This window comes from Isoptericola hypogeus, assembly GCF_039531145.1.
In the GTDB taxonomy this organism is placed as follows: Bacteria; Actinomycetota; Actinomycetes; order Actinomycetales; family Cellulomonadaceae; genus Isoptericola; species Isoptericola hypogeus.
Genome location: NZ_BAAAPM010000005.1, coordinates 103,844 through 125,033, shown reverse-complemented (window position 1 = coordinate 125,033; position 21,190 = coordinate 103,844). Strand labels below are relative to the sequence as shown.

Sequence of the window (21,190 nt, the reverse complement as noted above, 5' to 3'; positions counted from 1 at the left end):
ACTGTCCGAGGGCTTGGTTCCTTTTCAACCTGTCGGTTCCCTCTTGTAACTGACCCCACCTTGGGGCAGCATCGACAGACATGGAAGAAGGCACTTTTCCCGCACCCGGTTCCTGCGAGGGAACCGACGACGAGTTCGACGTCATGCACTGGGACTCCCGCGAGGACTGCGAGGTCCGCCAGATCCTCGACCGCGTCGCCGACAAGTGGTCGCTGCTCGTCATCGCGCTGCTCGAGCGCCGCACCCTGCGGTTCACCGAGCTCAAGCGCGAGATCGACGGCATCAGCCAGCGCATGCTCACCCAGACGCTGCGGCACCTCGAGCGCGACGGGCTCGTCCGGCGGACCGTGTATCCCGTCGTCCCGCCCCGCGTGGACTACGACCTGACGCCGCTCGGAGCGAGCCTCCACTCGACGATCAAGGCGCTCGTCACCTGGACGGAGGAGCACCAGCGGGAGATCGCCGTCGCGCGGAACCGGTACGACCTGCAGGCCGACGCCGCGCCCGTGGCGGCCGGCGCGACGGCCTGACGCCCAGCGTCGGCACCAGGTGCCGGACGGCCCAATTCCCGTGCCCGGCCGACGGTCGGGCGGGCAGGATGAGCCGCATGGACCGCACGTTCGACGAGCTCGTCGCCGAGGCCGACGCCGCGCCGATGTCCGGCTGGGACTTCTCCTGGCTGGCCGGTCGCGCCACGGAGGAGCGGCCGAGCTGGGGATTCTCCCGCCTGCTGCACGAGCGGCTGGGCACCGTCGACGCCGCGCTCGACCTGCAGACCGGCGGCGGCGAGGTGCTCGCCGCCGCGCCGGCGCTGCCCCGCCTGCTCGTCGCGACGGAGGGCTGGCCGCCCAACGTCGCCGCCGCGACCGCACGCCTGCACCCGCGCGGGGTCGCCGTCGTCGCGCACGACGACGCGGCGTCCGGCGGGTGGCCCGGCGGGGCGCCGCTCCCGTTCGGCGACGCGGCGTTCGACCTCGTCACCAGCCGGCACCCGGTCGTCCCCCGCTGGTCGGAGATCGCCCGCGTGCTGCGTCCCGGAGGGACGTACCTCGCCCAGCACGTCGGCCCGGCGAGCGTCTTCGAGCTGGTCGAGCACTTCCTGGGCCCGCAGCCGCCCGAGGTGCGTCGCGGGCGGGACCCCGGGGACGAGGTCGCCGGCGCCCGCGCGTCCGGCCTCGAGCTCGTGGACCTGCGGGCCGAGCGGCTGCGGATCGAGTTCCACGACGTCGGCGCCGTCGTCTGGTTCCTGCGCAAGGTCGTGTGGATGGTGCCGGGGTTCACGTCCGACGCGTACCGGGACGAGCTGCGCGACCTGCACGAGCGCATCGCGGCCGACGGACCGTTCGTCGCGCACTCCGCGCGCCACCTCGTCGAGCTGCGCCGAGCGACCGGCTGACCCTCGACCGGCGGGCTCACCCCAGCGGCGGCACCGCGAGGTCGATCAGCTCGTCCGCCTGCTCGACGAACCACTGCCCGGCGGGCGGGTCGACGATCCCGCGCTCCGGGTCCAGCGGACCACCGGTGCCGCGGAAGCACTGGCCGTCCGACTCGCCGGGGACCTTGATCCACAGGTAGGCGTCGACGAGGGGCTCGTCGACGTCGAGCGTGGGCCGCAGGCCCAGGCCGCGCCCGGGTGGGTTGCACCAGTCCTCGGGGTCCGCGTAGGTGTTCGCCGACGTCGCCGGGTCCCACGGCCCCTGGCCGTTGCGCGACGTGTCGACGACGAACGACGTCGTCGGCGCCACGTCGCCGAGCTGCTCCGCGTACCGGGAGTCCACGCCCGCGGTGTTCAGGGCCGGTTCCGGGTCACCCGACGACCACCGCCCGTACGGCGACATCTCCACCCCGGACCACCCGGTGGCCGGGCCTCCGTTCCAGTACTGGTTCCCGCAGTCGCCGAGGGCGCCGCCCGCCTGCGTGACGAGCGCGATGCACGACGAGATCCACCGGCCGTACGCCACGGAGTTCTCCGTGTACTGGTAGTTCGAGGCGTTGAGGAAGAACCCGTCGGCCCGCTCGACCCCCGCCTTCAGCAGGCGGTCGGCGTCGTCGCCCGTGTTGAGCCAGTCGCTGTGCCCGGCGTCGAGGTAGACGTTCGTGGCGGGCAGCGCGCCGAGGGTGTCGACGGCGTGGTTCAGCATGGCGAACCGCTCGTCGGCGGCGGTGTCCGGGTCCGCCTCGGCCGGCCGGCACCACTCCTGGGTCCCCTCGTAGGTGGTGTACCAGGGGATGATGCCGAGCCCGTCCGGCTCGAGGATCACGATCGCCGGCTTGTTGCCGATGCCCTTCGCGAAGCCGTCGATCCAGGCGGTGTACTCGGCGAGGGAGGTCGCGCCGCCGGCCGAGTACTGGGCGCAGTCGCGGAACGGCACGTTGTAGGCGACCAGCACCGGGACCTCGCCGTCGGCGTGCGCGCCCACGACGACGCGCTTGACGTCCTGCTTCACCTCGCGCGGCGTGCCGGCGGTGAACCACGTGGCGGACGGGAGGGCGGCGAGCGCGAGAGCGTCGTCGCGGGCGTCGCCCGTGAGCCCGAGCTCGGAGACGTGCTCGAGCGTCGAGCTCTGCGGGTTCACCCACAGCCGGGGGGCGACGGGCGGCGGTGGCGCCGAGGCGGCCGGCGGGGCGCCGGCCAGGGCGAGGGCACCGAGCACGGCCAGGCCACCGATCGCGGCCATGAGCCGCGCGAGGGGGGCCGAGGGCGGCGTCGACGCGACGGTGGAGGTGGCGACCGCGCCGGAGGACGAGGGGACGGGCGAGCCGAGTGACATGGCGATCTCCGTTGATCCGGGGCGGTGGGAGCGTTCCCACCGCTGTCACCGTCCACGATTCCACGACACCGGGGCGCTGGCCAGTGACCGACCCCGCCGCCCGACGCGGGCCGTCGTGACGAGATCGTGACGGGATCGTGTCCGTATCGCGAGGCAACCACAGGGAGGCGCGCGAGACCGCACCTACGATGGCAGCCATGATCTTCAAGGCCGTGGGTGACGGACGCCCGTACCCCGACCACGGACACGTCACCGCGAAGGACTGGGTGGACGTGCCCCCGAGGCAGGTGCGGCTCGACGAGCTCGTCACCACCAAGCGCACCCTCGACCTCGACCACCTGCTCGCCGAGGACAGCACGTTCTTCGGCGACCTCTTCGCGCACGTCGTCGAGTACCAGGGCGTCCTCTACCTCGAGGACGGCCTGCACCGCGCCGTGCGCGCCGCCCTGCAGCAGCGACCCGTGCTGCACGCGAGGGTCCTCACACTCCGATGACCCGTCCCGGACGGCCGAACTCAGGTAGTTTCTTCGCGTGACATCACCCGCCCAGGACCCTGCCCGCGTGACGCGCCGACGGCGCGAGCACGAGCGCCAGGCCGTCGTCTTCGGGCTCCTCATCGCGTTTCTGCTGGTGGTCGCCCTCGGCGCGCTCGCCGCGTACACGGGCGCGATCAGCACGCCGTTCTCTCGACCGATCTACACGCCGGTCGCCGCCACCGTGCAGCCCGAGCCCTGCCTCCCGCCGGTCAAGGGCCAGCCCGACGGCGCGCTGCCCGTGCCGTACGAGGACATCAGGGTGCGGGTGTTCAACGCGTCGGAGACGGGCGGCGTGGCCGGGGCCAACGCCGAGGTCCTCACCGAGCGCGGCTTCGACGTGCGCGAGACCGGCAACATGAACAGCCAGGTCGAGCAGTCCGAGCTGCGGTTCGGCACCAAGGGCATCACCCGCGCCTACACGCTCGCCGCGCAGATCCCCGACCTCCGGCTGGTCCTCGACGACCGCGACGGCACGGTGGTCGACCTGCTGGTCGGCAACCGGTATACCCCGCCGCTTGCGGAGGACCAGGTGCTGCTCACGGCCGACACCCCCCTGCAGGACGTGGAGGGCTGCGTGCCGGCCGACGAGATCACGCCGATCGCGAAGGTCGAGCCCGCGCAGAGCGTCAAGACCGCGGCCTGACGCCCGGACCTGACGCCCTGGAGGGACCGGCTCGCCGGACCGGACCGCCTCGCCGGCCCGGACCCACGCCGGGGCATCAGCCCTCGGCGCGCGGGCGCTCGGTCTCCGTCCCGGCGGGCGCCGACGCCGGCGACGCGGGCTCGGCAACGGTGCCCCGCCAGCGGGCCACCGCCCGCATCCCGTGGTAGATCACCAGGGCCGACGCCGTGCCGAGCGCGATGCCCTCGAACGTCAGCCCGCCCACCACCCAGGTGAAGTTGGCGATGCCGACGATCAGCGGCACGGCCGCCGTCGTGAGGTTCACCGGGTCGGAGAAGTCCACACGGTTCTGCACCCAGATGCGGGCGCCCAGGATGCCGATCATCCCGTAGAGCATCGTCGTCGCGCCGCCGAGCACGCCCGCCGGGATCGTCGCGATGAGCGCGCCGAACTTGGGCGACATCGACAGCAGCAGGGCGGTCGCCGCCGCCACCCAGTACGCGGCCGTCGAGTAGACGCGGGTCGCGGCCATGACGCCGATGTTCTCGGCGTACGTCGTGGTGCCGGAGCCGCCGCCGACGCCGGCGAACGTCGTCGCGAGGCCGTCGCTGAGCAGGGCGCGGCCCGTCAGGTGGTCGAGGTTGCGGCCCGTCATCGCGGCCACGGACTTCACGTGCCCCACGTTCTCCGCGACGAGCACCAGCACGACGGGGACGAACAGGCCGAGCACCCCGGCGTCGAACGACGGCGTGACGAAGTGCGGAAGGCCGACCCACGCCGCGTCGTCGACGGGCGTGAAGTCGACCTCGCCCTGGAGCGTCGCGGCGACGTAGCCGATGATCACGCCCACGAGGATCGACAGGCGCCCGATGATGCCCTTGAACAGCACGCTGACTCCGATGATGGCCGCGAGCGTGATGGTCGCCGTCACCGGCGCGGCGCGGAACCCGGAGTCGCACGTCTGGACGATCTCGCCGTCGACGACGGACTCCTCGCACGTGCCCCACGCCGCGGGGGCCAGGTTGAGGCCGATGAGCGCGACGATCGTACCGGTGACGATCGGCGGCATGACGACGTCGATCCACCGCGCACCCGCGACGTGCACGAGCAGGCCGATGGCCGCCAGCACGAGGCCGGTGACGAGGATGCCGCCGACCGCCACCGACTCGCCGTGCGACGCCGTCGCCGCGGTGATCGGCGCGATGAACGCGAAGCTGGAGCCCAGGTAGCTGGGCAGCCGGTTCCGCGTGACGAGCAGGAACAGCGCCGTGCCGATGGCGGAGAAGAACAGCGTCGTCGCGGGCGAGAACCCCGTCAGCACCGGCACGATGAACGTGGAGCCGAACATGGCCACCACGTGCTGCATGCCGATGCCCACCGTGCGCGGCCAGCTCAGCCGCTCCTGGGGGGCGACGACGTCGCCCGGCCGCAGGTGCGTCCCGTCGCCGTGCAGGGTCCAGCCGAGGCTCATGCGCGCTCCGTCCGTCGGGGCCCGGCACGGGCCGTGGAGATCCGGTGAAGATGCCGCCCGCCAGCGTATCGCCGGTCGAGCCTGTCGAGACCACGAACCCGAGGTCTCGACAGGCTCGACCGGCAGGGTCAGGACGCGTGCGCCATGAGGAACGCCAGCAGGTACGACCGGGTGTTGCCGTCGTCGAGGCGTTCGTCGGGAAGGTCGCGCGCGACGTCGAGGGCCGCCTGCGCGTCGTCGGGCCCGGCGAGCGCCGCGTACAGGAGCAGCTGGTCGCCGAACATCACGTCCCACGACGCGGCCTCGTCGCGCGGGCGGCCGGCGAGCGCCTCGTCGAGGTTGGCCCGGATCCGCTCCGGGTCCCCGGCGAGGTAGCCGGCGACCGGCTGCGCGGGCAGCACGAGGATGCCGAGCATCGCGCTCGGCTCGGCGCTGAACCACGTGGCCCAGTCGCGCTTGCCGCCCCACACGAGCGAGGTGACCTGGTGCCCGAAACCCTGCACCGCCGGGTCGGAGCGGTCGAAGTCCGTCCAGTACGCCCGCGCCGAGGCGGCCTCGGCGGACAGGAGCCAGCGGGCCTGCGCCTCGAGGTCGGCGTCCCCCCGGGCGGCGGCCCACAGCGCGAGCCCGTTCCACGCGGCGACGGCCTCCGAGGCCGACTCCTGGTTGTTCCCGTCCGCGAACGGCGCGTAGCCGGAGGCCCAGGAGTGCCCGGCGTAGGCGTCGAACACCCGCAGCGCGGGCAGGCCGCCGACGGGCTCGCCCGCCGCGACGTCGGCCGCGAGCAGGTCCAGCACCGGCGCGAGGTCGTCCACGAGCGCGGGGTCGGCCTCTCCGGCCGAGTCGCCCGCGGCCACGACGCCGGCCGCGTAGAGGAAGTATCCGTAGTGGAAGTGGTGGTCGTTGGCCTCCTCGGAGCCGAAGCCCGGCACCTTCCCGACGACGGTCGCGAGCGCCGGGTCGTGGACGAAGCACCGCTCCGCGCGCCGCTCGCACCCGTCGGCCTCGGCCCACTCGCGCAGCCGGGCGGCAAGGTCGTCGCGCAGCGTGCCCGCGACGTCGTCCATGCCGTCCTGGTCGCGGAGCTGCTCGGCGAGGGTGAGGAGGTTCGCGTCGCGGGCGAGCGCCTTGCCGCCGAAGTATGTGTCGGACGGCGCCTCGAGGGTGCCCTCGGCGCGGGCCGAGGCGTCGGCACGCACCTGGTCGGCGAGCTCGGCCCGCTCGTCGTCGTCGAGCCCGGACAGGTCGAGCCGCCCCGCCGGCTCCACGGCCGGGCTCGCCCAGGCCAGCGTCGACGCGGTGCACGCCTCGACGGTGCCGTGCACGGTCGCGTAGGTGCCGAGGCCGCAGGCCGCGCCCGTCGAGTCGCGCTGGTGCGGCATGCGCACGACGGCGGTCGGGTCGCCGTCGTCCGTCGCGTAGGTGATCGCGGTGGTCACGGCCTCGTCGCCGGCGCCGTAGGCCAGCGACGTCTCGGTGACGGGCGCGGCCGCGGCCCGCACGAGCGTGTCGACGGCGTCGGCTGACACGTCGTCGGGCACGGGGAACCAGGCCGCCGCCTGGCCGGCGCCCAGCTCCAGGACGCGGCCGTCCTCGGACAGCCCCGCCCCCGGGTCCCCGGCTCCGCCGGGGGTGACCAGCACGTGCTCGCGGTCGAGCACCTCGGTGCTCGCCCGTCCGCCCGCGACCGTGAACTCGGACGTCATCGCGACGTCCTGGTCGGTGGCCGCCGTGTAGCGCAGGACGGGCGAGCCCTCGACAAGCTGCAGGTGTCCCAGCGGCTCCCCCGCGCCGTCCCGGAGCTCCACCGTGACCGACGCGGTGTCGTACGTCGACACGACGAACGACGCCGCGCCCACGTCCACCCCGACCTGCTCGGCGTACGGCCCCACGACCGACGTCTCGGTGACCTCGACGTCGGGGAGCCCGTAGCCGAAGCCGCGCGACGTCATGGCGACCGCAAGCGGCAGGGGGAACACCGGCTGCGGCGCATCCCCCAGGGCGAGGGCGGAGAACCACCGGTTGGTGGGAGGCGCGAGCCCGTCCGCGAGGCGCATCGTCGGCGTCACCGCGACCGACTCCTGCGGCAGCACCCCCGGGTCGACGTCGGGCGGGACCCCCGCCCGGTCGGCGGCGGGGGCGGCGCCCGCGCTCGCTCCCGGCGCCGCGCTCCCGCCCGCCGGCGACGACCCGTCGCCGCCCGGCCCGCCGCCCAGCACCCCGCACGCCGCGGTGACGAGCGCGACGACGGGCGCGACGACGGCGACCCCGACGAGGGCCCGGGGCCCTCTCACAGCCCCACCCGGCGCAGGAAGGCGTCGAACGACGCGTCGACGCCGGCGAGCGCGCCGTCGTCGTGCAGCTCCACGACCGCGGTGACCGGGGTGCCGGCCACCACGAGCCCGTGCTCCGCGCCGTCCACGAGACCCTCCCCGCGCACCGTGACGGTCGCCTCCGCCTGGTTGCGGGTGTTCTGGACCGCGATGCTCTCGACGGTGCCGTCGATCTCCTCGGAGTTGGGCAGCACGATCGACACGCTCCCGCCCTCCCGCACGCGGGCGAAGTCGGCCGGGTCGAGCAGCATGCGCGCGTCCACGAACAACGACCCGGCACGCTCCACCGACGCGAGCACCTCGCCGGCCTGGGCGACCGCGCCCTGGCCCGCGGCGAGCTCGGTCACGACGCCGTCCGCGGGGGCGACGACGGTCATCGTGCCGTCGTTCGTCACCTCGTAGGCGGAGGCGTCCTTGCTGACGAGCCCGACGGCGAGGTCGTGCTGCAGCGTGAGGCTGCGGAGGCGTACCAGCGGGTCGCCCTCGGACACGACGTCACCCTCGGACACGAACGCCTTGGTGACGGTCCCGGCGTAGTCGGTACCGACGGCGAGCGACTCCGAGCGGATCGTCGCGCTGGACGACGTCGCCTGGCCCATCCGGCGGTTGAGCAGGAGCACCCCGGAGGCGCACACCAGCAGGACGACGAGCAGGCCCGCGACCAGGCGCAGGCGGACGGTCCAGGTCATGCGGCACCTCCGGGGATCGTGACGGGCGCGGCGTGGGGCGCGGGCGCGAGCGACGTGGGCACGAGAGACGTGGGCGCGGGCGACGGCCGTCGGGCCGCGCGGGACTCCCGGAACGCCGTCGCGACGAACCCGCCGAGGATCAGCGTGTTGGTGATGTTCCAGGCGAGCGCGAGGCTCGGCACAGGGTCGCCCCAGTCCTTCCAGACGCCGACCGCGGAGGTGATCGCCAGGAAGACGAAGCACAGCACCTGCGGCACGATGAAGGTGAACGGCGAGGTGACGCCGCCGGTGCGGCCGGTCACGTGCCATGCCTGCTCCTTGCCCGTGACGGCGTTCCACAGGGCACGCGTGTAGATGGGGAACGACACCGAAGCGAGCAGCAGCACCTCCCAGCGGAACGAGCCGAGGGTGAAGAACGCGATCGCGATCTGCATGCCGTAGAAGCCCGCGTAGTACAGGAGCCAGGTGGCCCACGAGATCGACAGGTCCATCGGCGCCAGGTCGAGGTAGATCTGCAGGGGCGGCACGAGCAGCAGCACGAGCGGCGCGATGCCGGCGAGGTAGTGCGTCGCCGTGACCGTGTACTGCAGCCGCTGGTCGAGGGTCAGCCGGCGGCGCGGGCTGAGCGGGTTGTGGTGCAGCAGGATCTCGAAGCCGCCGGTCGCCCAGCGCAGCTGCTGCTTGGTGTACGCCTCGATCGTCTCGGGGGTGTCGCCCACCGCGAGCGTCCTGGGGATGTACACCGACCGCCAGCCGCGCTCGTGCAGCATCAGCGACGTCCACACGTCCTCCGACTTCGAGTCGGTGTACATGCCGCCGATGTCGTCGACCGCCGCGCGCCGGAAGACGACGTTGGTGCCCACGCAGAACGCCGCGTTGAACCGGTTCCGGCCCGGCTGGATGAAGCGGTAGAAGACGGCCTGCATGTAGCCCGCGCCGCGAGAGATGAGGTTGTCGAGGTTGCCGTACGTCTGCGGGGTCTGCACGAACGAGACGTCGTCGCGGGCGAAGAACGGCATGGTCTCGACCAGCAGCTCGGGCTCGGCGACGAAGTCCGCGTCGAGGATGACGAAGAACTCGCCCTTGACGATCGACAGCGCGTGGTTGACGTTCCCGGCCTTCGCGCCCCCGGAGGACAGCCGGCGCACGTAGCGGGCGCCGAGCGTGGCCGCGAGGTCGCGCACGTCGTCGGACCGGCCGTCGTCGAGCACCCACGTGCGGTGCGCGCCGCGCATCGCGACGGCGGCGCGGACCGTGCGCGCGATGACGTCGAGGCTCTCGCCGTAGGTGGTGATGAGCACGTCGACCGTCACCGGGCGGTCGTGCAGGAAGAGCCGCCAGCGCGTGGGGTCGTCCTCGGCCTCGTCCCGGACGATCTCGGGCAGGTCGAAGAGGCGGTCCTGGGCGTGGTGGAACGCGAAGTCACGCGCGTCGTGCCCCCCGGACAGGACGGTCCACATCGCGAGGAGCGCCTGAACGACCAGCACCGTCTCGGCCGTGATGACCAGCGCGTACGGGAGGGCGTCGCCGCGGTTGGCGGGGTTGAGCAGGAAGACGGCGTAGGCCACGACGCCGAGCGTCGCGAGCATCATGATCAGGCCGAGCGACGGCGACCGAGCCGCGGCGTTCTCGTCACGGGGCGGCGCGGTCGGTCGTTCCTCCTCGGCGGCGCCGGGGAGGCCGGCGGGACGGGACCGGACGTGCTGGGTCCGGCGGGGGGTCACGACGAGACGGTCGAACTCGGAGACGGACATGGGACGTCCTCCGGGGGCGGGACCTGGTGCGGCTCGCTGCGGGGCGGGCGTCGCCCGGGTCGCCGACCGGTCGCAGACCGGCCACGGCCGGGGGCGACCCGGCGTGCGACTCCGTCGTCGTGTTCGTCGTCGTGACGTCCACGTCCTGCAGACGCAGCGAGGCGACCCGCTGTGATGCGGGTCACCTCGTCGTCTGCTGGCGAATCTAGTGCCGGGATGGCGGCTTGTCACCCGTTCCCCGCGGGTGAGTCCACCTGCCGAGACCGGCGGTCAGAGCTGCGGCGCGACCTCTCGCGCGACCAGGTCCAGGTGGTCGAGGTCCTGCAGGTCGAGGACCTGCAGGTACACCCGCTGCACGCCCTGGTCGCGCAGCGTGCCGAGCAGCTCGACGGCCTCCGAGACCGTGCCGGCGACGCCGTGCTCGCGCAGCTCGGCCGGCTCGCGGCCGATCGCGGCGGCCCGGCGCGTGAACTCGGCCTCGTCCTTGCCGAGGGCGAGGACGAGCGCGACGGACTGCGTGATCGACTCGGGGGCCCGGCCGGCCTCCGCGAGCGCCTCCTCGATGACCTTGATCCGGCCGGGAACGGCGTCGAGCTCCGGGAACGCCTGGTTGTACTCGTCGCCGAACCGGGCGGCGAGGGCCGGGGTGCGCGTCGGGCCGCCGCCGCCCACGATCACGGGGAGCTTGGTCTGGGTCGGCTTGGGCAGCGCCGGGGAGTCGGTGAGCGTGTAGTGCTTCCCGGCGAACGAGTACGTCTCGCCGACGGGCGTGCCCCACAGGCCGGTGAGGATCTCGAGCTGCTCCTCCAGGAGGCCGAACCGCTTGGCCGGGAACGGGATGCCGTACGCCTCGTGCTCGCGCGCGAACCACCCGGCGCCGAGACCGAGCTCGACGCGGCCGCCGGACATCTGGTCGACCTGGGCCACCTGGATCGCGAGGACACCCGGGTGGCGGAACGTCGCCGACGACACCAGCGTGCCGAGGCGGACCGTGGAGGTGTCGCGGGCCAGGCCGGCGAGCGTCGTCCACGCGTCGGTGGGGCCGGGCAGGCCGTCGCCGCCCATCGCCAGGTAGTGGTCGGAGCGGAAGAAGGCGCTGAAGCCGAGCGCCTCCGTCGCCTTCGCGACGGCGAGCTGGTCGTCGTACGACGCGCCCTGCTGGGGCTCGGTGAAGATACGCAGGTCGAGGGTCATGGGGTCACCTCTCGGGTCGGATGGCGGTCGCGGTGAGGGTCGGGACGCGACAGGCGGGAGGGCGCGGACCGGGCGCGGTCCGAACGTTCGGTCACGAAGGGCTCGGTCGGGAAGAGCTCGATCAGGCGACGCTCGATCAGGCGTGGCTCGATCAGGCGAAGCTCGGACGGCTGGTGCGCGAGCGCTTGAGCTCGAAGAAGTCCGGGAACGACGCCAGCGCACGCGCGCCGTCGAAGATCCGCACCGCCTCGTCGCCCTTTGGCACGCGGGTGAGGACAGGGCCGAAGAACGCGACGCCGTCGACGTGGATCGTGGGCGTGCCGACGTCTTCCCCGACGGGCTTCATGCCGGACTCGTGCGAGGCGGCGAGGGCCTCGTCGTAGGCGCCGGACACCGCGGCCTCGGCCAGCTCGGCGGGCAGACCGGCCTCCGCGAGCGCTTCGCGCGCGACGTCGTCGAGGTCCTCGCGCTCGCCCGGGTGGATGCGGGTGCCGGCGGCGGTGTAAAAGGCAGCGAACGCGTCGGGACCGTGGTCGACCTGCACGGCGGCGGCGACGCGGCCGATGCCGCGCGAGCGCTCGATCCGGGCCCGGTAGTCGGCCGGGATGTCCCGGTCCGAGTTCAGCAGGTACAGGCTCATCAGACGGAACGTGAGCTGCAGCTCACGCTGGGCCGCGACCTCGAGCGCCCAGCGCGACGTGATCCACGCGAACGGACACAGCGGGTCGACGTAGACGTCGACCACTGGCACGTCGACACCGGGCGCGTCGACATCGGGCGCGGGGTCGGCGGCGGGAAGGTCGTGGGCGGGAGCGGTCTCAGGTGCGGTGGAGGTCCCGGAAGTCACGCCCGCCACCCTACCCACGCCCCGGCCGACCGAGTCCACCAGGCCCGTCCCCGTCGTGGAGCAGGCCCGTCCCGTTCGCCGACCACCCGCTTCGCCGTCGTCGACCATGCGTTTCGCCGTCGTCGACCATGCGGTTGGTCCGGGTTTCGGCCTGCCGATCCGGGACCAACCACATGCTCGGCATCCCGGACGGGCATGTTCGACCCGGAGGGGCAGGTTCGACGCGATGCGATGCGACGTGGGTAGGGTCGGGGACGTGCGCAGGGTGCAGTGGTCGAGCGTCGCGACCGTCTTCGGCGCGGCCGCGGTGGCGCTCGTCATGCTCGTGGTCGCGCTGCGCGGCCGCTTATGGGCGTGGATCCCGTTCGTCATCGCCGCGGGCGTGGCGGTGCGCGAGGTGCGCTACCTGCAGCGAGCGCGGCGCCCCGCCGACGCAGGCTTCGACGAGGACCGCCGCGGCGACGGCCGCCCGGGCACCCGCTCTCGCCGCGGCTGAGCTGCCATCTCGCTGAGCCATCTCCACAGGCCCCCTCCCCAGGCCGCCAACTCGCCAGGCCGCCAACTCCGCAGGCGCTCGCGGGCACGCAGCGCCGGGCCTTGCCGCCAACTCCCCAGGCCGCCACCTCCCCCGGCCGCCATCTCCCGGGCCGGCGAGTCACCCGCTCCGGACATCGACGCCCGAGAGCCCCGGGGCTAGCGTCGAGGAGGGCGGCGCCGCCCGACGACGCCCCGTCGTGCTCGCGCCGCGCGCGGGCACCGGCACGGAGGCCATCGCCATGGGGAAGACCGAGCCCACCCTCGCCGCGACGCAGGGCGGCGCGCCGCCGACGTCCGAGGAGTTCGCCGAGCGGTTCCTCGACTCCTGGCTCGGGGCGATCGACATGCTGGCGGTACACGTCGGCGACCGGCTCGGCTGGTACCGCGCGCTCGCGGAGGCCGGGCCGCTCACGTCCGCGGGCCTAGCGGCTGCGACGGGCACGGCGGAACGGTACGCGCGCGAGTGGCTCGAGCAGCAGGCTGCGTCGGGGATCCTCGTCGTCGACGACCCCGGCACGGCACCGCCGCACGACGGCGACGAGCCGTCGTCCGTCAGCATGCAGGAGGCCGGCCGGGCGCGCACGTACGCGCTGCCCGACGCCCACGCCGACGCCCTCACCGACCCCTCGTCGCTGTCCTACCTGGCGCCGCTCGCACGGTTCGTCGGGGCGATCGGCGCGAGGCTGCCCCAGCTCCTCGACGCCTACCGGACCGGGGGCGGGGTGTCGTGGGACCGGTTCGGCGACGACGCCCGGCAGGCGCAGGCCGACGTCAACAGGCCGTTGTTCACCCAGCAGCTCGCGCCGGCGCTCGCGACCCTCCCGGCGGTCCACGAGCTGCTGTCCCGGCCCGGGGCGCGGATCGTCGACGTCGGCTGCGGCTTCGGCTGGTCCACGCTCGCGCTCGCCCGCGCCTACCCCGACGCCGAGGTCCACGGGCTCGACGTCGACCGGCCGTCCGTGGAGGCTGCCCGGGCGGCCGCGACCGAGGCCGGCCTCGACGGCCGGGTCACGATCCACCTGGCCGACGCCGCCGAGCTCGCGGCCGGACAGCCCTTCGACGCCGCGTTCGCCTTCGAGTGCGTGCACGACCTACCGCGGCCGGTCGCCGTCCTGGACGCCGTGCGACGGGCGGTGCGGCCGGGCGGGGTGGTCGTCGTCATGGACGAGGCAGTGGGCGAACGGTTCAGCGCCCCGGCGGACGACGTCGACCGGCTCATGTACGGGTACAGCCTGTTCGTCTGCCTGCCCGACGGGCTGGCGACTTCGCCCTCGGTCGGGACGGGGACGGTCATGCGCCCGGCAACGCTGCGACGGTACGCGCGCGAGGCCGGTTTCTCCGACGTCGAGGTGTTGCCGGTCGACGACTTCGGCTTCTTCCGTTTCTACCGGCTGCTGATGTGACGACAGCTGGGTGAGCATCCAGGGAGAGCGCCGAGGGCCGTGCCCGGCGGGTGCGAGCGTCGACGGGAGGGCGCGACGGACGGGCTGCCGCGCGGAGTAACCTCCGTCCCATGACCGCCGTCCGGACGCACACCCACGCCCAGGCCGTCGACGCCGCGATCGACCTGTTCTCGCGCAAGGGCTACGAGCAGACCACCGTCGAGGAGATCGCCGACGCCGCGCAGGTCAGCCGCGCCACGTTCTTCCGCCGCTTCCGCTCCAAGGAGGACGTGATCTTCGCCGACCACGAGCTCCTGCTGGAGGAGGTCGTGGTCCTGCTCGCCGAGACCCGACCCGAGGCCCGCGCCAGCGAGGAGTCCGGCCGCGCTCCCGAGCGCGCATGGGACCCAGCCACCGATCCGTACCTCGAGGTGTGCCGGGCCGCACGCCTCGTGTTCGACCATCACGTGGGCCAGCGCGAGACGTCGATCGCCCGCCATCGGCTGCTGCAGCAGGTGCCCGCCCTGCGCGACCGCGAGCTCGTCACGACGCATCGCTACGAGCGCGCCTTCACTGCCTACCTCCGGGACACGCTGCCGCCGGACCGGTCGATGACCACGATGTCGATCGCGTTCGCGGCCTCCGTCGTCGCAGTGCACAACGCGATCCTGCGCCGGTGGCTGCGCAACCCGCACCTGGATCTCCGGCCCGAGCTGGAGGAGGCGTTCCTCGACCTGCGCCGGGTGGCGGTCGCCCCGCTCCCCCGGTCGGACGACGACGCCCGGCCGGCCACCTCTGCCGCTGCTGCCGCTCCGGGAGCCGAGGGCGAGAACGCGGAGGCCGGCGGCGAGCGGGCCCGAGACACCGACGCCATCGAGATCGCGGCCGGCGACGAAGGCTCCGCGGTGCGGACACGCACGTCGGGAACCGACGGCCGACGGGTCGTCGTCACGGTGCTCGAGCCCGGGGCGGGCCCGGACGCCGTCGCGCGCGCGGTTCGGGACGCCCTGGCCTGACTCGCCTGGGAATGGGGGTGTGGCATCCTGCGTTGTGCAGGACGCCGCCGGGACCTCCGGCGGTGAGACACGCACGTACGTGCTCCGGGGTCGGTGCAATTCCGAGCCGGCGGTGACAGCCCGCGACCCGCGCCTCCTTCGGGAGCCGTGGTTGACCTGGTGGAACTCCAGGGCCGACGGTGAAAGTCCGGATGGGAGGCAGCACGTGCGGCGCACGCCCGGCGACGGGTGGGCGCCGCCCGGTCGTCGTGTCGTCGGCAGGGCCGCCCGCGCAGCGGGACCCTTCGTCGACGGCCGCCGTCCGTCCCCCCGGATGCCGCACGGCTGACCGGGAGAGGAATCGATGGACGCGATCGACGCGTTCTTCAACGCCACGCTGACCATCGGCGACCAGCAGATGTCGTGGCGCGAGATCGTCGGCAACGGCTTCGGGCTCGCCTCGGCGCTGGGTGGCATGCGCCGCAAGGTGTGGGCGTGGCCCGTCGGCATCGTCGGGAACCTGGTGCTGTTCACGGTGTTCATGGGCTCGTGGTTCGGCGACACGAGCCGCGCCGACATGCTCGGCCAGGCCGGCCGGCAGGTGATGTTCCTGATCGTGTCGATCTACGGCTGGGTGCAGTGGCGCCGTACGCAGCGCGCGGACCTCGAGCTGCGCGCCGACGGCAAGATCCCCGCCGAGGGCGGCTCGGCGGTGCACCCGCACTGGGCGTCGTGGCCCCAACGGATCGGCATCGTCGTCGTGATGGTGGGCGGCACGCTGCTCCTCACCCCCCTGTTCCGCTCCCTCGGGTCCTACGAGCCCGTGTGGTCCGACGCCTGGATCTTCATGGGCTCCCTCGTCGCCACGTACGGCATGGCCAAGGGCTGGGTCGAGTTCTGGCTCGTGTGGGTCGCGGTGGACATCGTCGGCGTGCCGCTGCTCTGGTCCGCCGAGTACTACGCGACGGCGCTGATGTACGTCTTCTACGGCGTCTTCACGCTGACCGGGTTCTTCGTCTGGTGGCGCGTGCACCGGCGCGAGCAGGCCGGGACGTCCCCGACCTCGGCGGCGTCGCACCCCTGACGCACGCCTCGCCTGGGACGAGGGCGCACCGTAGCCCTCGCTCCACCGGCGCCGATCCCTCACGCCGCACTCCGCGTCGGGTCGGTGATCCTTCGGCCGTGGCGGTCGGAGAACTGCCACTGCTGGCGCGGTTCGACGGAGGGACTGACCTCGCGACTCCAACGCATGGTGATGCCCTGGGAGTCGACGACGTCGTGGTGGTGCCAGCACAACAGAGCGGAGTTCTCGGCCGAGGTCGTGCCGCCGTCCGCCCAGTGCGACACGGCGTGGTGCACCTCGCAACGTTGCGGCGGCTCGTCGCAGCCGGGCCAGGTGCATCGCCGGTCCCTGGCGATCACCGCCCGGCGCAGCTGCCCGGTGACGGTGCGCTGAGCGCGTCCGACGTCGAGCACCTGCGAGTCCGTACCGAAGACGATGCGGGTCACCTCGCTGTCGCACGCCAGCCTGCGCAGCAGCGAGGCGGGGACCGGAGAGTCGTGGTCGGGGAAGGCGGGGAGCGAGTCCCCCTCGGGGCCCACCAACCGCCTCGCGTCGACTCCCGCCGGAGCAGTGCCCTGCCAGGCCGGGCGCGCACCCTCGTCAACCGCACCGCCCGAACCCCGGCCTCGGCCGGCGAGCGCCCGCAGCTCGGTGAGCGACACCGTGACGTTCAGGTGCGGACGGACGGAGGCTCCGGTGCCGACGGCGGCGTTGTCGAGGGCGATGCGCGCCAGGTCGGCGATCCCCTGTGCTCGCCGTTGCGTGGCCGTCCGCCGGTCGGCGGCGGCGGGGCGGCCCACCACGGCGTGTAGCGCCGCGCGGACCGCCTGCCCGTGCTCCACCGTCAGAAATCCCGCCACGTGGTAGCCGTCCCAGGTCGGAGAGACCTCGAGGAACTCCCTCTCCCGCGCACGGTCGTACCCGCGCTCGTCCGACTCGGGATCGGCCACGTGCGCGAACCTCTTCACGAGGCGGCGGAACTGCCCCGCCGAGCGCGCGTCCGCGAGAGCGACGAGCACCTCTTCCCCGGTCGGCGACGAGGCCGCGCCGGGTCCGCGACCGTCGAGGTCGGATTCGGCCTCTGCGCCCTGCCCGAGGCCGGACCCGGAGTCCGCGTCGACCGGCGCGGCGAGCGCCGCGCGTCGGGTCTCGGACGTGGGCGCGACGTCCACCATCGCCCGCACGTGATCGGCGCCGATCGCCCCGGCGAGCGCGGCCCTCGCGGTAGCGGGGAGCACGTCGCGCAAGGTCCGGGCCATCCGCACGTCCCGGCGCGACGTCGCGAGCCCCACGCCCTCGGCGAGGGAGAGCCAGTGGGCGAACGACCGGGCGCCGCCCACCGCCCACCACCCCTCGGCCTCCAGCGCGGGCAGGACCCGCAGCCGCACGGCCTCGATCCGCGCTCCCTGAGCGCGCAGCGACCGGGAGACGTCGGCCAGGGCGCGCCCGCCGAGCTCGGCCAGGCCTCCGGAAACCACCGCCCCCACGAGCGCCTCCACTCCCGCCGCGATCAGCTGCAGCGCAGCCGCGACCTCGCGGCCACCGTCGGCGCTCACCGCATCGCCCGGCCCAACGTCGCCCGGCTCAACGTCGCCCGGCTCAACGTCGCCCGGCTCAACGTCGCCCGGCTCAACGTCGCCCGGCTCAACGTCGCCCGGCTCAACGTCGCCCGGCTCAACGTCGCCCGGCTCAACGTCGCCCGGCTCAACGTCGCCCACCGCCGTCATGCGCCCTCCCGCCACGCTCGGGTGCCGTGCGGCACCGACCTCCCCGGACGAATGCTCGACCGGTACGGGAACGCTATCGAACACCAGTTCGACACGGTAGGGATCGTTGCGGGCCTGTGGACGACCAGCCGCTGTGCACGGCGTCAGGGCCGCCCGGCGCCGCGATGTGGCCGGAGCGCCTAGGCGGACGTTCGCTCAGAGCGAACAAGCCCGCGGAAGCCGTCCGCCCAGAGAACGGTCACAGCATTGGAGGAGTCAGTCGTCGATGTCGAGGACGGTCGACAGATCTGCCGGCCGGGCGTCCATCCCGGGCGTCGACAGGACGGTCCCGACCAGCTCGCACGATCCACCCACCGCCATCTCCCGCGTGTACTCGGGGACGGCGAGGAACCACGACCGGTCGTGCGGCCACACGAGGGATGGCGGCTCCCCGAACTGCCGGAGCGCCGTCGCCGACCGGAGCGGCCCGGTCCACAGGAACCGAGCCATGTAGGGGGTGTCCAGCGGTTCCGTGGCCGGTCGTTCAAGCCGCATCCCGGCGAGTGCGGCCGAGACCTCGGACTGCACCGCGCGAAGTTCGTCACGAACGGCGGCTGCGCGCCGCCCGCGCTGCCACCAGCGGGGTCGCTCGTCGGACGCCACGAGCGCCGCCATCCCGGGAGCTGTGGCCGGGTCGCCCCCGTGGTCGTACAGGAAGCCCCACCCCTCCCACAGGCCGACGTGGACGGGCTGGTCGCCGGTGTGCGGCGCGAGCACGTCGAGCAGGGCCTCCAGCCGGTCGTCCGCGGCGCGCACCCGGACCGCGCCATCCTCGTCCAGCGGGTACGGGACGACCGCGTACGCGTCGTACCCACGCGGCACGTGCGCCTCGACCGCCGCGCCCGGATCGCCGAGCAACGGCAGGATCCACTCCCCCGCCGAAGGGTCGTCGTCCCAGCGCGCCCCGGCCCTGGCGAGGGCGTCGTTCACGACCCTGCTGCCTCGACCCCCGGCTCGGCGACGACGACCTCCACGCCGTGCTCGCCGAACGCCTCGCGCACGTCGGTGCCGGGATCGACGTCGGTGAGCAGCACGTCGAACCGGGACGGGTCGCAGATCATGGCGAACGCCGACGCCCCCAGCTTGGAGGAGTCGGCCACCACGACGACCCGCTCCGCCCGGGCCGCCAGCTCGCTGTTGACCGCCGCCTCCCCCTCGTGGTGCGCCATCGCGCCGCGCCGCGGATCGACGGCGTCCACCCCCAGGAACGCGATGTCGACCCACACCCGTTCCAGAGTCGGAGCGGTGAGGGGTCCGATCAGCTCGTAGGACTGCGGCCGGGCGACGCCGCCCACGACGAGGATCTTCACCTGGGGACGCACCGCGAGCTCGGTGGCGATGTTGAGCGCGTTGGTGACGACGGTGACGACGGGGCTCCCCGAGCCGGCGGCGAGGTCGCGCCGGCTCGCGATCGCCCGGGCGACCTCGTGGGTCGTGGTGCCGCCGTTGAGCGCGATCGTGCTGCCGATCGGCACCATCCCGGCGGCAGCGGCGGCGATCCGCCGCTTGCCGTCGGCGTTCCGCGCGATCTTGTAGCTGACCGGCAGGTCGAGGGACGCCGACCCCGAGACCACACCGCCGTGCGTGCGGGTCAGCAGCTGCTGCTGCGCGAGGTGGTCGAAATCCCGGCGCACCGTGGCGACCGACACGCCCAGGCGGACCGCAGCCTCCTCGACCCCAAGCTGCCCCCGCTCGGCGACGAGCTCGAGGATGTCATTGAGACGCTGGTGTCGCGACATGCCGCTCATCCTTCCCTATCAGGCAGGACGGCGGCCTCAGGCGAACGCCGGGTCTTCGCCGCATTCACCCTCGGCTCCGCTCCAGGCGCGTGCCTCGTCCCTCAGCCCCCACCCTCCGCTGCGCCTCAGGCGAACGCGGAGACCCCGGTGATGTCGCGACCCACGATGAGCGCCTGCATCGACTCCGTGCCCTCGTACGTGTGCAGCGCCTCGATGTCGGCGAAGTGCCGCGCGACCCGGTTGCCGAGCAGGATGCCGTTGCCGCCGAGCATGTCGCGGGCGACGGCCGCCACCTCGCGGGCCTGGCGGGTCGTCGTGTACTTCGCGAGCGACGCCTGCTCGCCCGTCAGGGTGCCGGCGTCGGCGAGCCGCGCGACCTGCGCGACCAGCAGCTGCATCTGCGTGACCAGCGACAGCATCCGGGTGAGGCGCTCCTGCACCATCTGGTTCTTCGCGAGCGGCCGGCCGAACTGGATGCGCTGCGTCGCGTAGGCGACGGCCGACTCGTAGCAGGCGACGGCGTGCCCGACGGCGGACCAGGCGACGGCGAGGCGCGTGGCGAACAGCACCGCGGCGGTCGCCTTGAACGACGTGGCGCCGGGCAGCGCGGCGTCGGCGGGCACGAAGACGTCGTCGAGCGCGATGTGCGCCTGCCAGATGGCGCGCAGCGAGACCTTGCCCTCGATCGTCGTGGCGGTGTACCCGGGGGCGTCCTGCGGGACGACGAAGCCGTGCACCTGGTTGTCGCCGGTCCCTCCTGAGCCTGTCGAAGGGTCGTCCCCGACCAGGCGGGCCCAGACGACGGTGATGTCGCCGCAGGAGCCGAAGCCGATCCACTTCTTCTCGCCGTCGATGACGTAGCCCTCGACGCCGTCGCGCGTCTCCCTGCGGGCCGTCGTCTCGAGCGAGACCGAGTCCGAGCCGTGGGTGGGCTCGGTGAGCGCGAACGCGCCGAGGATCTCGCCGCGCGCCATGGGCTCGGCGTACCGCTCGACCTGCTCGGGCGAGCCGTGCATGACGATCGAGCGCAGCGCGAGGCCGCCCTGGACGCCGCAGATCGTGGCGACCGAGCCGTCGCCGCGCGACATCTCCATGCTGGCCAGGCCCTCGGCCATGAAGCTCACCCGGGGGCGGCCCGGGACGTCGACGCCGTCGCGCAGGAAGTCGCGCTCGGCGAGCTTCTTGACCAGCTCGAACGGAACCTCGGCGCGCTCCCAGTAGCCGTCGATGACGGGCAGCACCTCGTCCTGGACGAACTCGCGGACGGCGAGCTGGTGCGCCCGCTCCTCGGGGGCGACGTCCGCGAACGCGCCGACGTAGTCGAGGTCGAGGGGCTGCGACAGGTCGTAGTCGGGGGCGGTCACGCCGGGCATGACGGGGGCGGGGCGGGTCATCGACGACCTCTCTCTGCGCGGGGGTCCTGGCGGGCCCGGTGAGAAGGATGACCGGCGTCGCCAAGGCTGGTGGATTGGCGACGCCGGTCTGCGCCCA

General features: G+C 73.6%; 20 protein-coding genes and 1 riboswitch. Of the genes, 8 read left to right on the top strand and 12 right to left on the bottom strand.

All coding sequences use genetic code 11. The features are described 5' to 3' along the window. Positions 1 to 80: 80 nt before the first annotated feature. On the top strand, positions 81 to 530 hold the full coding sequence (locus ABD254_RS13260; RefSeq protein ID WP_344248900.1) for a winged helix-turn-helix transcriptional regulator: 450 nt from the start codon (positions 81 to 83) through the stop codon (positions 528 to 530). 77 nt (positions 531 to 607) lie between these two features. Next, complete coding sequence (locus ABD254_RS13255) at positions 608 to 1,396, top strand: class I SAM-dependent methyltransferase (protein ID WP_344248899.1); 789 nt, start codon at positions 608 to 610, stop codon at positions 1,394 to 1,396. A gap of 16 nt (positions 1,397 to 1,412) precedes the next feature. Here ABD254_RS13255 and ABD254_RS13250 read toward each other — a convergent pair whose 3' ends face one another. Continuing rightward, positions 1,413 to 2,771 (bottom strand): glycoside hydrolase family 6 protein, encoded by a 1,359-nt coding sequence (locus ABD254_RS13250; RefSeq protein WP_344248898.1) that lies wholly within the window; start codon positions 2,769 to 2,771, stop codon positions 1,413 to 1,415. A gap of 197 nt (positions 2,772 to 2,968) precedes the next feature. Here ABD254_RS13250 and ABD254_RS13245 point away from each other — a divergent pair, with 197 nt between their 5' ends. Continuing rightward, positions 2,969 to 3,265 (top strand): type II toxin-antitoxin system VapB family antitoxin, encoded by a 297-nt coding sequence (locus tag ABD254_RS13245; RefSeq protein ID WP_344248897.1) that lies wholly within the window; start codon positions 2,969 to 2,971, stop codon positions 3,263 to 3,265. Positions 3,266 to 3,302: 37 nt separating this feature from the next. Then, a complete protein-coding gene (locus tag ABD254_RS13240; protein ID WP_344248896.1) occupies positions 3,303 to 3,950 on the top strand; it encodes a LytR C-terminal domain-containing protein in 648 nt (215 codons plus the stop codon). A gap of 76 nt (positions 3,951 to 4,026) precedes the next feature. Here ABD254_RS13240 and ABD254_RS13235 read toward each other — a convergent pair whose 3' ends face one another. From ABD254_RS13235 to ABD254_RS13210, 6 genes are all read right to left on the bottom strand, one after another. Then, the gene (locus tag ABD254_RS13235; protein WP_344248895.1) at positions 4,027 to 5,400 is read right to left on the bottom strand and encodes a uracil-xanthine permease family protein; all 1,374 of its coding nucleotides are present in this window, start codon (positions 5,398 to 5,400) and stop codon (positions 4,027 to 4,029) included. A 128-nt stretch (positions 5,401 to 5,528) separates the two neighbouring features. Beyond that, positions 5,529 to 7,694: a glycosyl hydrolase gene (locus ABD254_RS13230; RefSeq protein ID WP_344248894.1), complete on the bottom strand. Its 2,166-nt coding sequence runs from the start codon at positions 7,692 to 7,694 to the stop codon at positions 5,529 to 5,531. Beyond that, positions 7,691 to 8,422: an efflux RND transporter periplasmic adaptor subunit gene (locus tag ABD254_RS13225; RefSeq protein ID WP_344248893.1), complete on the bottom strand. Its 732-nt coding sequence runs from the start codon at positions 8,420 to 8,422 to the stop codon at positions 7,691 to 7,693. The genes ABD254_RS13230 and ABD254_RS13225 overlap by 4 nt, the downstream gene beginning before the upstream one ends. After that, entirely contained in the window at positions 8,419 to 10,176 is a 1,758-nt protein-coding gene (locus ABD254_RS13220) for a glycosyltransferase family 2 protein (protein ID WP_344248892.1), read from the bottom strand. The genes ABD254_RS13225 and ABD254_RS13220 overlap by 4 nt, the downstream gene beginning before the upstream one ends. A gap of 270 nt (positions 10,177 to 10,446) precedes the next feature. Beyond that, positions 10,447 to 11,370, bottom strand: coding sequence for an LLM class F420-dependent oxidoreductase (locus tag ABD254_RS13215; protein WP_344248891.1), 924 nt, complete (start codon positions 11,368 to 11,370; stop codon positions 10,447 to 10,449). Between the two features lie 151 nt (positions 11,371 to 11,521). Then, a complete protein-coding gene (locus tag ABD254_RS13210; protein ID WP_425553791.1) occupies positions 11,522 to 12,217 on the bottom strand; it encodes a mycothiol-dependent nitroreductase Rv2466c family protein in 696 nt (231 codons plus the stop codon). Between the two features lie 256 nt (positions 12,218 to 12,473). Between ABD254_RS13210 and ABD254_RS13205 the strand changes: the two genes are divergently transcribed. The 4 genes from ABD254_RS13205 (at position 12,474) to pnuC (ending at position 16,215) form a co-directional block, all read left to right on the top strand. Then, the gene (locus tag ABD254_RS13205) at positions 12,474 to 12,713 is read left to right on the top strand and encodes a hypothetical protein (RefSeq protein WP_344248890.1); all 240 of its coding nucleotides are present in this window, start codon (positions 12,474 to 12,476) and stop codon (positions 12,711 to 12,713) included. A gap of 280 nt (positions 12,714 to 12,993) precedes the next feature. Continuing rightward, on the top strand, positions 12,994 to 14,157 hold the full coding sequence (locus tag ABD254_RS13200; protein WP_344248889.1) for a class I SAM-dependent methyltransferase: 1,164 nt from the start codon (positions 12,994 to 12,996) through the stop codon (positions 14,155 to 14,157). Between the two features lie 110 nt (positions 14,158 to 14,267). Further along, positions 14,268 to 15,152, top strand: coding sequence for a TetR/AcrR family transcriptional regulator (locus tag ABD254_RS13195; RefSeq protein ID WP_344248888.1), 885 nt, complete (start codon positions 14,268 to 14,270; stop codon positions 15,150 to 15,152). A gap of 75 nt (positions 15,153 to 15,227) precedes the next feature. Further along, a riboswitch (FMN riboswitch) is annotated at positions 15,228 to 15,361 on the top strand. A 134-nt stretch (positions 15,362 to 15,495) separates the two neighbouring features. After that, positions 15,496 to 16,215 carry a nicotinamide riboside transporter PnuC gene (pnuC, locus tag ABD254_RS13190; protein WP_344248887.1) on the top strand — a complete coding sequence of 240 codons (720 nt, stop codon included), beginning with the start codon at positions 15,496 to 15,498 and terminating at the stop codon, positions 16,213 to 16,215. A 59-nt stretch (positions 16,216 to 16,274) separates the two neighbouring features. Here the strand turns inward: pnuC and ABD254_RS13185 are convergent, their stop codons facing one another. The 5 genes from ABD254_RS13185 to ABD254_RS13170 form a co-directional block, all read right to left on the bottom strand. Next, the gene (locus ABD254_RS13185; RefSeq protein ID WP_344248886.1) at positions 16,275 to 17,750 is read right to left on the bottom strand and encodes an HNH endonuclease signature motif containing protein; all 1,476 of its coding nucleotides are present in this window, start codon (positions 17,748 to 17,750) and stop codon (positions 16,275 to 16,277) included. Further along, complete coding sequence (locus ABD254_RS21440; RefSeq protein ID WP_425553788.1) at positions 17,747 to 17,902, bottom strand: pentapeptide repeat-containing protein; 156 nt, start codon at positions 17,900 to 17,902, stop codon at positions 17,747 to 17,749. The genes ABD254_RS13185 and ABD254_RS21440 overlap by 4 nt, the downstream gene beginning before the upstream one ends. A gap of 274 nt (positions 17,903 to 18,176) precedes the next feature. After that, the gene (locus tag ABD254_RS13180; RefSeq protein ID WP_344248885.1) at positions 18,177 to 18,890 is read right to left on the bottom strand and encodes a hypothetical protein; all 714 of its coding nucleotides are present in this window, start codon (positions 18,888 to 18,890) and stop codon (positions 18,177 to 18,179) included. Then, positions 18,887 to 19,699, bottom strand: a complete 813-nt coding sequence (locus ABD254_RS13175) for a DeoR/GlpR family DNA-binding transcription regulator (RefSeq protein ID WP_344248884.1) — start codon at positions 19,697 to 19,699, stop codon at positions 18,887 to 18,889. The genes ABD254_RS13180 and ABD254_RS13175 overlap by 4 nt, the downstream gene beginning before the upstream one ends. Positions 19,700 to 19,824: 125 nt before the next feature. After that, positions 19,825 to 21,093: an acyl-CoA dehydrogenase family protein gene (locus ABD254_RS13170; RefSeq protein WP_344248883.1), complete on the bottom strand. Its 1,269-nt coding sequence runs from the start codon at positions 21,091 to 21,093 to the stop codon at positions 19,825 to 19,827. Positions 21,094 to 21,190 lie beyond the last annotated feature (97 nt).